This window comes from Mycolicibacterium xanthum (assembly GCF_019710635.1).
In the GTDB taxonomy this organism is placed as follows: Bacteria; Actinomycetota; Actinomycetes; order Mycobacteriales; family Mycobacteriaceae; genus Mycobacterium; species Mycobacterium xanthum.
Genome location: NZ_JAIFZS010000006.1, coordinates 197,084 through 209,818, shown reverse-complemented (window position 1 = coordinate 209,818; position 12,735 = coordinate 197,084). Strand labels below are relative to the sequence as shown.

12 protein-coding genes are annotated in these 12,735 nt (G+C 71.4%); 9 read left to right on the top strand and 3 right to left on the bottom strand.

The window, feature by feature from the left end:
- Positions 1-36: 36 nt before the first annotated feature.
- A complete protein-coding gene (locus JDV09_RS04170; RefSeq protein ID WP_308123997.1) occupies positions 37-1,125 on the top strand; it encodes a 2Fe-2S iron-sulfur cluster-binding protein in 1,089 nt (362 codons plus the stop codon).
- A gap of 42 nt (positions 1,126-1,167) precedes the next feature.
- Here JDV09_RS04170 and JDV09_RS04165 read toward each other — a convergent pair whose 3' ends face one another.
- Positions 1,168-3,315: an acyl-CoA dehydrogenase family protein gene (locus tag JDV09_RS04165; protein ID WP_221367835.1), complete on the bottom strand. Its 2,148-nt coding sequence runs from the start codon at positions 3,313-3,315 to the stop codon at positions 1,168-1,170.
- A gap of 196 nt (positions 3,316-3,511) precedes the next feature.
- Between JDV09_RS04165 and kstR the strand changes: the two genes are divergently transcribed.
- Both kstR and otsB read left to right on the top strand, forming a co-directional pair.
- A complete protein-coding gene (kstR, locus tag JDV09_RS04160; RefSeq protein WP_255604784.1) occupies positions 3,512-4,210 on the top strand; it encodes a cholesterol catabolism transcriptional regulator KstR in 699 nt (232 codons plus the stop codon).
- Positions 4,211-4,213: 3 nt separating this feature from the next.
- A complete protein-coding gene (gene otsB, locus JDV09_RS04155; RefSeq protein WP_221367834.1) occupies positions 4,214-4,972 on the top strand; it encodes a trehalose-phosphatase in 759 nt (252 codons plus the stop codon).
- A gap of 21 nt (positions 4,973-4,993) precedes the next feature.
- Here the strand turns inward: otsB and JDV09_RS04150 are convergent, their stop codons facing one another.
- Positions 4,994-6,094, bottom strand: coding sequence for an Rv3575c family transcriptional regulator (locus tag JDV09_RS04150; RefSeq protein ID WP_221367833.1), 1,101 nt, complete (start codon positions 6,092-6,094; stop codon positions 4,994-4,996).
- Positions 6,095-6,235: 141 nt separating this feature from the next.
- Between JDV09_RS04150 and JDV09_RS04145 the strand changes: the two genes are divergently transcribed.
- Genes JDV09_RS04145 through JDV09_RS04135 form a run of 3 tightly spaced genes read left to right on the top strand, consistent with a single transcriptional unit; the run spans position 6,236 to position 8,858 of the window.
- Positions 6,236-7,144, top strand: a complete 909-nt coding sequence (locus JDV09_RS04145; protein WP_221367888.1) for a metal ABC transporter solute-binding protein, Zn/Mn family — start codon at positions 6,236-6,238, stop codon at positions 7,142-7,144.
- A gap of 9 nt (positions 7,145-7,153) precedes the next feature.
- Positions 7,154-8,008 (top strand): metal ABC transporter ATP-binding protein, encoded by an 855-nt coding sequence (locus JDV09_RS04140; RefSeq protein ID WP_221367832.1) that lies wholly within the window; start codon positions 7,154-7,156, stop codon positions 8,006-8,008.
- A complete protein-coding gene (locus JDV09_RS04135; protein WP_221367831.1) occupies positions 8,001-8,858 on the top strand; it encodes a metal ABC transporter permease in 858 nt (285 codons plus the stop codon). Before JDV09_RS04140 ends, JDV09_RS04135 begins: the two co-directional genes overlap by 8 nt.
- Here JDV09_RS04135 and JDV09_RS04130 read toward each other — a convergent pair.
- Positions 8,846-9,691 (bottom strand): sulfurtransferase, encoded by an 846-nt coding sequence (locus JDV09_RS04130; RefSeq protein WP_221367830.1) that lies wholly within the window; start codon positions 9,689-9,691, stop codon positions 8,846-8,848. The genes JDV09_RS04135 and JDV09_RS04130 overlap by 13 nt on opposite strands.
- 30 nt (positions 9,692-9,721) lie before the next feature.
- Here JDV09_RS04130 and JDV09_RS04125 point away from each other — a divergent pair, with 30 nt between their 5' ends.
- The 3 genes from JDV09_RS04125 to JDV09_RS04115 are packed head-to-tail and all read left to right on the top strand — an operon-like array spanning position 9,722 to position 12,674.
- Positions 9,722-10,486, top strand: coding sequence for a LamB/YcsF family protein (locus JDV09_RS04125; RefSeq protein WP_221367829.1), 765 nt, complete (start codon positions 9,722-9,724; stop codon positions 10,484-10,486).
- A 35-nt stretch (positions 10,487-10,521) separates the two neighbouring features.
- Positions 10,522-11,436, top strand: coding sequence for an MBL fold metallo-hydrolase (locus JDV09_RS04120; RefSeq protein ID WP_221367828.1), 915 nt, complete (start codon positions 10,522-10,524; stop codon positions 11,434-11,436).
- The gene (locus tag JDV09_RS04115; protein WP_221367827.1) at positions 11,427-12,674 is read left to right on the top strand and encodes an SLC13 family permease; all 1,248 of its coding nucleotides are present in this window, start codon (positions 11,427-11,429) and stop codon (positions 12,672-12,674) included. Before JDV09_RS04120 ends, JDV09_RS04115 begins: the two co-directional genes overlap by 10 nt.
- Positions 12,675-12,735 lie beyond the last annotated feature (61 nt).

The following is a 12,735-nucleotide window of genomic DNA, read 5'->3' as shown; positions in this document are numbered from 1 at the left end:
AGTCGGCCGGCGGCCGCCGCGAGGAAGGGCTCATCTGTGACCCACGTAGCGACGGACGAGCCGCTGGGTGCTCACGTGCTCGAGCTCGAGATCGCCGACGTCATCGACGAGACGCCGGACGCGCGTTCGTTGGTGTTCACGTCCCCCGCCGACGCGCCGGTCCCGGCGGAGAAGCTGCGCTATGCCCCGGGCCAGTTCCTGACGCTGCGGGTGCCCAGCGAACGCACCGGCTCCGTCGCCCGGTGCTACTCGCTGTGCAGCTCGCCGTTCACCGGCGATCCGCTGACCGTGACGGTCAAGCGCACCGCCGGCGGTTACGCGTCGAATTGGCTGTGCGACAACGCGCACGCCGGTATGCGCATCCACGTGCTGGCGCCGTCCGGCACGTTCGTGCCCAAGTCCCTCGACGGCGACTTCCTGCTGCTGGCCGCGGGCAGCGGGATCACCCCGATGATGGCCATCCTGAAGTCGGCGCTGTCGCAGGGCGGCGGCAAGGTGACGCTGATCTACGCCAACCGCGACGAGAAGTCGGTGATCTTCGCCGATACGCTGCGCGCCCTGGCGGCCAAGTACCCCGACCGGCTGAGCGTGATCCACTGGCTGGAGTCGGTGCAGGGACTGCCCGGCACCTCCGGGCTTGCCGAGCTGGTGGCCCCCTTCTGCGCTCGTGAGGCGTTCATCTGCGGGCCGGGCCCGTTCATGGCGGCCGCCGAGGACGCGCTGGAGGGTTCGGGACTGCCCGCCGGACGCATCCACATCGAGGTGTTCAAGTCGCTGGATTCCGACCCGTTCGCGAAGGTGACCATCGTCCCGGCGGACACCGACGATGGCGACGACACGGCCGGTGGCCCGGCCACCGCGGTGGTCACCCTGGACGGACAAACCCATGAGTTGTCCTGGCCGCGCAGCGCCAAGCTGCTCGACGTGTTGCTGGACAAGGGGCTCGACGCGCCGTTCTCGTGCCGCGAAGGCCACTGCGGTGCGTGTGCGGTCGTCAAGAAGTCCGGTGAGGTGCAGATGGAGGCCAACGACGTTCTCGATGCCGCAGACCTCAAGGAAGGGCTCATCCTGGCCTGCCAGGCCCATCCGTGTTCGGATTCGGTCGAAGTCACCTACGACGAGTAGCCGGGGGGCCAGGCCGACCGCCCGCGCGCAGACGACCTTCGGCTAACGGGGCAGCCCGAGCAACCGCTCGCCGGCCATCGTCAGCAGGATCTGCTCGGTGCCGCCGGCGATGGTCAGGCAGCGGGTGTTCAGGAACGCGTGCACCTGCTGGTTGACCACCGCGCCGGCCCCTTCTGAGACGTCCATCCGGAACTCCGCAAGGCCCTGCCGGTGGCGCACGCCGATCAGCTTTCGCGCGCTGGCCTCCGGGCCGGGGTCCCGGCCGCCGACCGCGAGTTGCGCGATGCGCTGGTCGAGCAACGATCCCACCTGCGCGGTGACGATCAGGCTACCCAGCTGATCCTGTTGTGCGGCATCGAGATCCAGCTCGGCGACCACCTGGAGCAGTTCCTCCATCGGGTTGCCCAGCGCGGTGCCCTGCGCCATAGCGACCCGTTCGTTGGACAGCGTCGTGCGGGCGAGTCGCCATCCGTCGTTGACGTTTCCGACCACCATCTCGTCGGGGACGAACACGTCGTCGAAGAACACCTCGTTGAACAGTTCGTCACCGGTGATCTCGCGTAGCGGGCGGATCACGATACCGGGTGACTTCATGTCGATCAGGAAGTACGTGATGCCCTTGTGTTTCGGGGCGTCGGCGTCCGTGCGGGCCAGGCACACCCCCCAGTGCGCCTGCTGCGCAGCGGAGGTCCACACCTTCTGCCCGGTGAGCTTCCAGCCCCCCTCGGTGCGAACCGCCTTGGTGCGCAACGCCGCCAGGTCCGAGCCCGCGCCCGGCTCGCTGAACAGCTGGCACCAGGTCAACTCGCCGCGCAGCGTGGCGGGCACGAACTGCTCGACCTGCGACGGGCTGCCGTGCTCGAGAAGGGTCGGCACCGCCCACCAGCCGATCACCAGGTCGGGCCGTACCACCCCGGCGGCTGCCAGCTCCTGGTCGATGAGCAACTGCTCGGCGGGCCCGGCGGCCCGGCCGTAGGGCCGCGGCCAGTGCGGCGCCAGCAGGCCGGCGTCGGCGAGTGCGGGCTGGCGGCCCTGGTCGGGCACCGCCGCGACATCGGCGACCGAGGCGGCGATCTCGGGCCGCAGGTGGGCCACCGATGCGAGGTCGATGTGCAGCTCGCGGCGGACGCCCTGCCGGGTCAGTGCGGCCACCCGGCGCAGCCAGCGTGACCGGCCGCCGAGGAACTGGGCGATGCCGTAGGCCCGTCGCAGGTAGAGGTGCGCATCATGTTCCCAGGTGATGCCGATGCCGCCCAGCACCTGGATGCAGTCCTTGGCGTTGGCCTTGGCCGCCTCGATGCCGACCGACGCGGCCAGCGCCGCGGCCAGCGACAGCTGCCCGCCATCGCCGATGCCGGTGTCGATATCGGAGGCGGCCTGCGCGGCGTCGGCCGCCGCCACCGAGGCCTGCTCGGAACGCAGCAGCATCTCCGCGCACATGTGCTTGATCGCCTGGAAACTGCCGATCGGCTTGCCGAACTGCTCGCGCACCTTCGCGTACTCGGTCGCGGTGTTCAGCAGCCGGCGTGCCAGCCCGGCGGCCTCGGCGGCCAGCACGGTCGCCGTGAGGTCGACGACGCGCTGACCGGAGACCGGCAGTACCTCGGCGGCCGCACCGTCGAGCGTCACCCGGGCCAACGGGCGGGAGAAGTCGGTGGCGGCCAGCGGCTCGACCCTCACCCCGCCTGCGGCGGCATCGACGAGCACCCAGCCGTCCCCGGCGGGCAGCACCAGCACCCCGTCGGCCGTCGCACCCAGCACGTAGGGGGCGGTGCCGGACACGCGACCATCGTCGCTGACGACGTCGCCGGTCAGCGCGATCCCCGCGGTGCGCGCACCGACCGCCAGCTGCTCGAGCAGATCGGCGTGTGATTCACCCAACAGCAACGTGGCCAGGGCCGTGGTGGCCACGGGTCCGGGCACCAGGGCCGCCGCGGCCTCGTCGAGCATCGCGCACAGATCGGCGATCGTGCCGTCGGCTCCGCCGTGCTCCTCGGGCAGCGCCACACCGAAGATCCCTAGTTGAGCCAGGCCGGCGTAGGGCACCCGCCACGCCGCCGCGTCGCCGTGCTCGACGTCGCGCGCGGCGTCCACCACCGACGCCCCGGCGGCCCAGGTCCGGACCAGTTCACGTGCCGCGGACTGCTCGTCGGCGCTCGGGGCGGAGGAAATCGAAGAACCAGCCGACACCGTGACTCCTAGCGATTGGGCGAGAAGGCCGTGCTTCCCACTAGAACGTGTTCTAATAGTGCCAGCGTTCGACCGTCAAGTCGACCGGCATAACAGCAGGACACCTCCGCGTCCACCCGGCACCGAGGTGAGAAATCGGGGACCGGCATGCGTATCGTTTTCCACCGAACCGCATCACGAAGGAGCCGCGCGCCGCATGTCTGGGACGTCTGAGTTGTCAGCAGAGCTGCCGAAGACACCGGCGCGCGGCGCGGGCGCCGAGTCCCGGCCCCGGCAGGTGGTGAACGTCGCCGCCCTCGCCGAGTCCGAACTGGGTTCGGAGGCTCAGCGGGAGCGGCGCAAACGCATCCTGGACGCCACGCTGGCGATCGCCTCCAAGGGCGGCTACGAGGCCGTCCAGATGCGGGCGGTGGCCGAACGCGCCGACGTCGCGGTGGGCACGCTGTACCGGTACTTCCCGTCGAAGGTGCATCTGCTGGTCTCGGCGCTGGGCCGGGAGTTCGAGCGCATCGACGCCAAGACCGACCGCGCGGCGCTGGCCGCGGGCGCGACGCCGTATCAGCGGCTCAACATCATGGTCGGCAAGCTGAACCGGGCGATGCAGCGCAACCCGCTGCTGACCGAGGCGATGACCAGGGCGTTCGTCTTCGCCGACGCTTCGGCCGCCGGCGAGGTCGACCATGTCGGCAAGCTGATGGACTCGATGTTCGCCAGGGCGATGAGCGACGGCGAGCCCACCGAGGACCAGTACCACATCGCGCGGGTGATCTCCGATGTGTGGCTGTCCAACCTGCTGGCCTGGCTGACCCGGCGGGCATCGGCGACCGATGTCAGCAAGCGACTGGATCTGGCGGTGCGGCTGCTGATCGGGGACGGCGAGCAGCCTAAGATCTGACGGGTGAGCGATCTGCCTACCGAGCTCTCCACCGCCCTCGACGCCGCCGCGGTGGTGCCGCGCCTGCTGGTCACCTCCGACTTCGACGGCACCCTGTCGCCGATCGTGAACAACCCGTCCGATGCGCGCCCGCTGCCGGGCGCGGGCCGCGCGTTGGTCGAGCTCGCCGAGGTCGCGGCGACGTCGGTGGCGTTGATCTCCGGGCGGGCCCTGCGCGACCTGCGGACACTGACGTCGATGCCGTCGACCGTGCAGCTGGTCGGCAGCCACGGTGCTGAGTTCGACTCGGGGTTCGCGCACGACATCGACGTGGCGCTGTTGCAGAACATCATCGACACCCTGTCCGAGATCGCCGCGGCGCGACCGGGGGTGACGGTCGAGACCAAGCCGGCCAGCGTCGCACTGCACGTCCGCAACGCCTCGGCCGCCGATGGCGAGGCGGCACTGACCGCCGCCTGGGCGGCCGCCGCGGGCTGGGACGCCCACGTCACCACCGGCAAGGCGGTCCTCGAGTTCGCGGTCATCTCCGTCGACAAGGGTGAGGCGATCGACATCCTGCGCGACCGCGACGAAGCGTCGGCGGTGGTGTACTTCGGCGACGACGTCACCGACGAAAAGGCGTTCCGCCGGCTGCGCGGCGCCGACGTCGGGGTCAAGGTCGGGCCCGGCGACACCGCGGCGACCTACCGGGTGGACACCCCCGACGACGTGGTGACGGCACTGCAGTACCTGCTCGGGCGTCGGCGGGGCACGTCCGGCTAGGCCGGTCGACCCGGCGTCCGGCTAGGCCGGTGGGCCGGACGTCCGGCCACGCACCACCTCGACGTCGAGCACGTCGACGACGGGAAGCCCCGAGCGGGGCGGACTGTGCAACAGTTCGCCGGCGCGCCTGCCCTTCTCGGCGCTGGGCTGCACGACGGTGGTGAGCCCGCGCTGCAGCGCCTCGGGTATCCCGTCGAAACCGGTGATCGTCAGTTGCCCGGGGACGTACACGCCGCGCGACCGCAGGTGGTCCATCGCGGAGAGCGCGAGCACGTCGGCGGTGCACATCAACGCGGTGATGCGCGGGTTGGCCGCCAGGGCGACGTCGGCACCGGCCCCACCGGAGGTGGGCAGGTGCTCGTAGCTCTCGACGACGATCAACGACCCGGGATCGAGGCCGGCCGCCGACATCGCCTCGGACACGCCCAGGATGCGTTCGCTCTGGACATGGAAATCGGGCGTCAGCACGCGCTGCGGTTCGGCCAACGCCGGCGCGGGTCCGGCCTGCGGCCAGTCCCGGCCCAGCCGCATCGTCAGCAGCCCGATCTCCCGGTGGCCGAGCTCGAGCACATGCTCGGTCACGGCCCGCATGGCGGCCCGGTCGTCGATGCACACACAGGACGCGCCCGGAATGTTGCGGGGCTGGTCGACCACCACCACCGGCAGATGACGCTGCAGCACCGCGGGCAGATACGGGTCGTCGTCGGAAGCCGAATACACCACGAACCCGTCGACACCGGCGGCCAGTACCGCGGCCGACCCGTCGCTGACGGTGCGGTTCGGGCCGACCGCCACCAGCAGCAGTCCCTGCCCCACGGCCTCGCACGATTCGGCAAGGCCCGCAACGAAATCCAATGCGGCGGGATCCCGGAACGAATAGTTCAGCGGCTCGGTGATCACCAGGCCGACCGCACCGGCCTTGCGGGTGCGCAGCGAGCGGGCCACCGGGTCGGGTCCGGGATAGCCGAGCCGCTTGGCGGTGGACAGCACCCGTTCGCGCAACTCGGCGGACAGTTGGTCGGGCCGGTTGTAGGCGTTGGAGACGGTGGTCCGGGACACCTTCAGCTCGGCGGCCAGTGAGGCCAGGGTCGCCCGCCGCCTCGGCGCCGGACTCCTGGACATGCTCGTTGAGGTTAGTGGATGGGCCAGCCGACCGACGGGTGCGCAACGCGGGTGCGGCCGCCGGGTGATCGCTGCGCCGGACATGCGCTACAGTTATTGGAAACGATTTTCATTAGTGTCGGTAGTACTCGGGAGATGTCCATGCGTGTTCTGATCGCCGCGGGCGCGGCGACCCTGCTGACGCTCACGCTGTCCGGCTGCTCGCAGGACCGGCAGGACGCCGACGACGACCGCGGCACGACCGATGTCGTCGCCTCCACCGACGTCTGGGGCAGTGTGGCCAGCGCCGTCGCCGGCGACCACGCGAACGTGTCGTCGATCATCACCGGCACCGTCGCCGATCCCCACTCGTTCGAGGCCAGCCCCGCCGAGGCCGCACAGATCTCCGACGCGTCGTTGGTGGTCTTCAACGGCGGCGGCTACGACCACTGGATCGAGAACGTGCTGGCCAACGCGCCCGACGTCCCGACCGTCGACGCCTTCTCACTGCTGGCCACACCCCAGCAGCCGGCCAACGAACACGTCTTCTACGACCTCGCCACCGTCAAGGCGGTCGCCGGGAGCATCGCCGAGAAACTCGGCACATCCGATCCTGCGCACGCCGGTGACTACACCGCCAACGCCGAGCGCTTCGGCGAGGAGCTCGACACCATCGCCACCGCGCAGCGCGCGGTCGGGCAGTCCCACCCCGGCGCCTCGGTGGTGTCGACCGAACCGGTTGCCCACTACGCGCTCGTCAATGCGGGCATCGCGGACAAGACACCGCCGTCGTTCGCCAATGCGGTGGAAGAGGGCGACGATCCCTCGCCCGCCGACGTCGCCGCGATGCTGGACCTCATCGATGCCCGCGAGGTGTCCGCCGTGGTGGTCAACACCCAGACCGAAAGCCCGGTGACCCAGCGCATCGCGGATGCCGCGCAGCAAGCGTCGCTGCCGGTCATCTCGGTGACCGAGACCCTGCCCGACGGCATGGACTTCGTCGAGTGGCAGCGGTCGACGGTCGGCGAGTTCCAGGCCCAATTGGATCGCGCCCCGTCACCGAGCCGATAATCAATCGCTGTGCCCAGCCGCCCCCCGGTCGTCTCCCTGTCCCATGCGCGCCTCGCGTTCGGCGAGCGCGTGCTGTGGGACGACCTCCACCTGCAGGTGGCCGCCGGCGAGTTCATCGCCGTGCTGGGGCCCAACGGCACCGGCAAGACCTCGCTGCTGAAGGTGCTGCTCGGCGAGATGCCGCTCACCGCCGGCACGGTCGAGGTGGCCGGCCGGCCGGTCGGCACCGGCAGTGAACAGATCGGCTACGTGCCCCAGCACCGATCGATGGATCGCGGATTGTCGCTGCGCGGCTCGGATCTGGTGGCCCTGGGCTACGACGGGCACCGCTGGGGCATGACCGGCTGGGGCCGACAGGCCCGCAGCGCCAAACGAGACGCGGTGCGCCGGGCACTGGCCCAGGTCAACGGCACCCAGCTGGCTCACGTACCGGTCGGGGTGATGTCGGGCGGCGAGCTGCAGCGGGTGCGGGTCGCGCAGGCGCTGGCCACCGATCCGCTGTTGCTGCTGTGCGACGAACCGCTGTTGAACCTCGATCCGGCCAACGCCCGGCTGGTGTGCGCGCTGATCGATCGGCGCCGGCGCGAGGCGGACACCGCCGTGCTGTTCGTCACCCACGAGGTGGACCCGGTTCTGCCGTACGTGGACCGGGTGCTCTATCTGGTCGACGGCCGGTTCCGGATCGGCACCGTCGAGGAGGTGATGACCTCGCAGACCCTCTCCGAGCTCTACCGCTCGGAGATCGAGGTGCTGCGCATAGGCGGTCGCTACATCGTCGTCGGTGAGCAGAGCCAGTACCACCACGACCACGACAGCGCGGACTACGAGCACGCCGACCATCCGGGCGGGCACGGCCATGACTGAGAAGCTGGAGCAGCTGCTGTCGAACTTCTTCGCCTTCGACGTCACCGCCGACCTGCTCGGGCGTGACTTCGTGCAGCAGGCACTGCTCGCCTCGGCGCTGCTCGCGCTGATCTCGGGGGTGATCGGGCCGCTGATCGTGATGCGCCAGATGTCCTTCGCGGTGCACGGATCCAGCGAGTTGTCGCTCACCGGCGCGGCCTTCGCGCTGCTGGCGGGCTTCAACATCGGCATCGGCGCGCTGCTGGGGTCCGCCCTGGCCGCGGTGCTGTTCGGCATCCTGGGCCAGCGCACCCGTGACCGGGATTCGGCGATCGGCGTCGTGCTGGCCTTCGGCCTGGGGCTGGCGGTGTTGTTCATCCACCTCTACCCCGGCCGCACCGGTACCAGCTTCGCGCTGCTGACCGGCCAGATCGTCGGCGTCGGCTACTCGGGGCTCGCGCTGCTCGCGGTGGTGGCGGTGCTGGTGATGGCGGTACTGGCGGTGACCTACCGCCCGCTGCTGTTCGCCACCGTCGACCCCGAGGTGGCGGCCGGCCGCGGGGTGCCCGTGCGGGGCCTCGGCATCGTGTTCGCGGCGCTGGTCGGGGTGACCGCGGCACAGGGTGTGCAGATCGTCGGCGCGCTGCTGGTGATGTCGCTGCTGATCACGCCGGCGGCCGCGGCGGCCCGGGTGTTCAGCTCACCGATCAAGGCGATGGGCGCGTCGGTGGTCTTCGCCGAGATCGCCGCGGTCGGCGGCATCGTGCTTTCGCTGGCCCCCGGGGTGCCGGTGTCGGTGTTCGTCACGACGATCTCGTTCGCGATCTTCCTGGTGTGCTGGCTGGTCGGCAGCCGCCGTCACGCGGGATAGCCGTCCTGCCCGCCGGTGGCCACCGCGCGGTCGGGGTCGGCGCACCACTGCGACCATGATCCGGGAAACAACGCGGCATCCACTCCGACGCTGGCCAGGGCGGCCACCACCACGGCCGCGGTGACCCCGGATCCGCAGTACACCCCGGTCCGGGTGGCCGGGCCGGCAAGAGCCGCCAGCTGCGCACCGGCCAGGAACCGGCCGTCGTCGGCGAGCAGCGTGGTGCTGGGCAGGTTGACCGCACCCGGGATGTGTCCGGCCACCGGGTCGACCGGCTCCACCCGCCCGGCGAAACGTTCGGGGGCCCGCGCGTCGAGCAGTCGCACGGTGTGCACCTGCTCGGCGGTCAATGTGGGCAACGCGCCGGCATAGAGATCGTCATGCGCGACCGTGACGTCACCGGCCCCGGGTTGCGCCACCCCCGTCTCCAGGGCACCGCCGGCGGCCCGCCACGCGCCCAGACCCCCGTCGAGGATGCGGACGCCGGGGATTCCCGCCGCCGTGAGCACCCACCAGGCGCGGGCCGAGCCGGCGCGGTTCCAGTCGTCGTAGACCACCACCTGCCCGCCCTCGCGAAGGCCCCACCGCCGCGCACAGTCCTGTACCCGAGTGCCCGACGGCAGCGGATGACGGCCGCGCCCCGGCACCGAATGGTCGGTGAGCTCGTCCTCCAGCGATACGTACACCGCCCCCGGGATGTGCCCGGCCTCGAAGGCCGCGCGGCCGTCGGGTTCGGTGAGCTGCCAGCGCACGTCGAGGACTACGGGCGGGGTGTCCCCGGCCAGCCGCCGGGACAGCTCCGCTGCCGAAACCAGGACGTCTTCTCGGGCCATCGCCCGATCGTGCCACCTAGGCTGGGACCCGTGGCCACCGCGACCGTGGATCTGAACGCCGACCTCGGCGAGAGCTTCGGGGTGTGGCGGCTCGGCGACGACGAGGCGATGCTCGACCTGGTCTCCAGCGCCAACATCGCGTGCGGCTTCCACGCGGGCGATGCCGCGACGCTGGCGCGCACCTGCCGGGCCGCCGCCGAACGCGGCGTCCGGATCGGCGCCCAGGTCGGCTACCAAGATCTGGCCGGCTTCGGCCGGCGATTCATCGACGTCGGGCCCGAGGAACTCACCGCCGAGGTGATCTATCAGATCGGCGCGCTGGAGGCCCTGGCCCGCGCTGCGGGATCGCGGGTCAGCTACGTCAAGCCGCACGGCGCGCTGTACAACGCGATCGTCGAGCACCGCGACCAGGCCCGCGCCGTCGCCGAGGCGGTTCGGGCGGCCGGGCCGGATCTGCCGGTGCTGGGCCTGGCGGGCTCGGCGTTCTTCTCCGAGGCCGAGCGGCTGGGCCTGCGGACGGTGCCCGAGGCGTTCGCCGATCGCGCCTACCGGTCCGACGGCAAGCTGCTGTCACGCCGGGAGCGCAACGCCGTGCTCGAGGACGTCGACGAGATCGCCACCCGCGTCGCATCGATGGTCACCGCGGGCCGGGTGACCGCGGTGGACGGTTCGACCATCTCCGTCACGGTGGAATCGGTTTGCGTGCATGGTGATTCGCCCGGCGCGGTGCAGATCGCGACCGCGGTACGGGAGCGGTTGATCGCCGACGGCGTGACGCTCTCGCCGTTCAGCTAGCACCACGACCACCGCGACGCCCCAGGGAGAAACTCATGCGGCTGAAGGCCGGGCGGCCCGATCTGGCGGCCTACTCCGCCCGCTTCGACGTGCCGCCCGCCTCGCCGGACAGCCCGCTGTCGGTGTCCTGGGCCGGTGTCACCACGCTGCTCGTCGACGACGGAGAGTCCGCGGTGATGACCGACGGATTCTTCTCCCGGCCAGGTCTTCTCACCGTCGCTGCGCGCACGCTGACGTCGTCGCGGGCCCGCGTCGAGGACGGCCTGGCCCGGCTCGGCGTGCGGCGCCTGGCGGCGGTGGCCCCGGTGCACACCCACTACGACCACGCGCTGGACTCGGCGCTGGTGGCCCGGCTCACCGGCGCCCGGCTGATCGGCGGCTCCTCGGCGGCGCAGATCGGGCTCGGGCACGGGCTGGCGCACATCGACGTCGTCACCGCGGGCGCGCCGGTCGACGCAGGTGCCTACGAGCTCACCCTGATCGAGGGCAGCCACTGCCCACCCGACCGCTTCCCGGGCCCGATCACCGCACCGGTGGTGCCGCCGGCCCGGGCCTCGGCCTACCGCTGTGGGGAGGCGTGGTCGATACACCTGCGGCACCGACCGACCGACCGCCGGCTGTTGATCGTCGGCAGCGCCGGGTTCGTCCCCGGGGCCCTGGCCGGGCTGCGCGCCGATGTCGCCTACCTCGGCGTCGGGCAGCTCGGGCTGCAGCCGAGCACCTACATCACCGAGTACTGGGCACAGACGGTGCGCGCCGTGGGTGCGCGGCGGGTGGTGCTCACCCACTGGGACGATTTCTTCCGCCCGCTGGACAGGCCGTTGCGCGCCTTGCCGTTCGCCGCCGACGACCTCGACGCATCGATGGCCGTGCTGACCCGACTCGCCGAGCACGACGGCGTCGCGCTGCACCTGCCGACGCTGTGGCGGCGCGCCGATCCATGGAGCTGACGGTCTCGGTCGCCGCGCTGGTCGCGGTGCTCGGGTTCGCGCTGGTGCGGCCGCACCGGTGGCCCGAAGCGGTGGTGGCCGTACCCGCGGCCGCACTGGTGGTCGTGGCCGGCGCGACGACCTGGCAGGACGCCGTCACCGTGGTCGGACAGATGGCGCCCGTCGTCGGGTTCCTGGCCGCGGTGCTCGTGCTGGCCCGGCTGTGCGACGACGAGGGCCTGTTCCATGCGGCGGGCGTGGCGATGGCCCGGGCCAGCGCGGGCGGCCAGAACCGGCTGCTGGCTTCGGTGTTCGCGATCGCCGCCGCGGTGACCGCGATCCTCAGCCTGGACGCCACCGTGGTGCTGCTGACCCCGGTCGTGCTCGCCACCGCGCGCACCCTTGCCGTCTCGGCCCGGCCGCACGCCTATGCCACCGCGCACCTGGCCAACAGCGCATCGCTGCTGTTGCCGGTGTCCAACCTGACCAACCTGCTGGCCTTCAGCGCCGCAGGCCTGACGTTCCTGCATTTCGCCGCGGTGATGACGCTGCCCTGGCTGGCCGCGGTCGCCGTCGAGTTCGTCCTGCTGCGTTGGCTTTTCGCCAGGGAGTTGGCCGCCGCGCCGCGCCGTGCGGCGATCGCCCCGCCCGAGTGGCCGGTCTTCGCGATGGCGGTGCTGGGCCTGACGCTGGCCGGGTTCGCGCTGACGTCGCTGTCGGGTCTCTCCCCGGCGTGGGCGGCGCTGGCCGGCGCGGTGATGCTGGCCGCGCGTGGGCTGGCCGTCGGCCGTACCAGCCTGCGGCGCATCCTCACGGCGGCCGACATCCCGTTCCTGGCCTTCGTGCTGTGCCTGGGCGTGGTGGTCGACGCGGTGATGCGTACCGGCCTGGAATCGGCGATGCGGCACGTGGCGCCGCGCGGCGAGGGCTTCCTGGTGCTGCTCGGCGTCGCCGCGGTGGCCGCGGTGCTGTCCAACCTCGTCAACAACCTGCCCGCGGTGCTGGTGCTGCTCCCGATCGTCGCCGCGGCCGGACCGGCCCCCGTTCTGGCGGTGCTGATCGGGGTCAACGTGGGCCCCAACCTGACCTACGTCGGATCGTTGGCTAACCTGTTGTGGCGCAGCGTGGTTCGCAGGGATCTCGACGACAGGGAGGTCGGCTTCGGCGAGTTCAGCCGGATCGGGTTCTGCACCGCCCCGGCGGTGCTGGTGGCCGCGGTGGCCGCACTGTGGGTGAGTCTTCGAATGTTCAACCTCTGACCCCCGACCTTTCACCTTCCGGCACGGCCCCAGCGGGCGCGAAAGCGGCCCGGACCCGGGA

Bases quoted from the DNA above. Each gene is read 5' to 3' on its own strand.
- kstR (WP_255604784.1), top strand. From the start codon at position 3,512: ATGTCTGGGACGTCTGAGTTGTCAGCAGAGCTGCCGAAGACACCGGCG.
- JDV09_RS04150 (WP_221367833.1), bottom strand. From the start codon at position 6,094: ATGTCCAGGAGTCCGGCGCCGAGGCGGCGGGCGACCCTGGCCTCACTG.
- JDV09_RS04145 (WP_221367888.1), top strand. From the start codon at position 6,236: ATGCGTGTTCTGATCGCCGCGGGCGCGGCGACCCTGCTGACGCTCACG.
- JDV09_RS04135 (WP_221367831.1), top strand. From the start codon at position 8,001: ATGACTGAGAAGCTGGAGCAGCTGCTGTCGAACTTCTTCGCCTTCGAC.
- JDV09_RS04130 (WP_221367830.1), bottom strand. From the start codon at position 9,691: ATGGCCCGAGAAGACGTCCTGGTTTCGGCAGCGGAGCTGTCCCGGCGG.
- JDV09_RS04120 (WP_221367828.1), top strand. From the start codon at position 10,522: ATGCGGCTGAAGGCCGGGCGGCCCGATCTGGCGGCCTACTCCGCCCGC.
- JDV09_RS04115 (WP_221367827.1), top strand. From the start codon at position 11,427: ATGGAGCTGACGGTCTCGGTCGCCGCGCTGGTCGCGGTGCTCGGGTTC.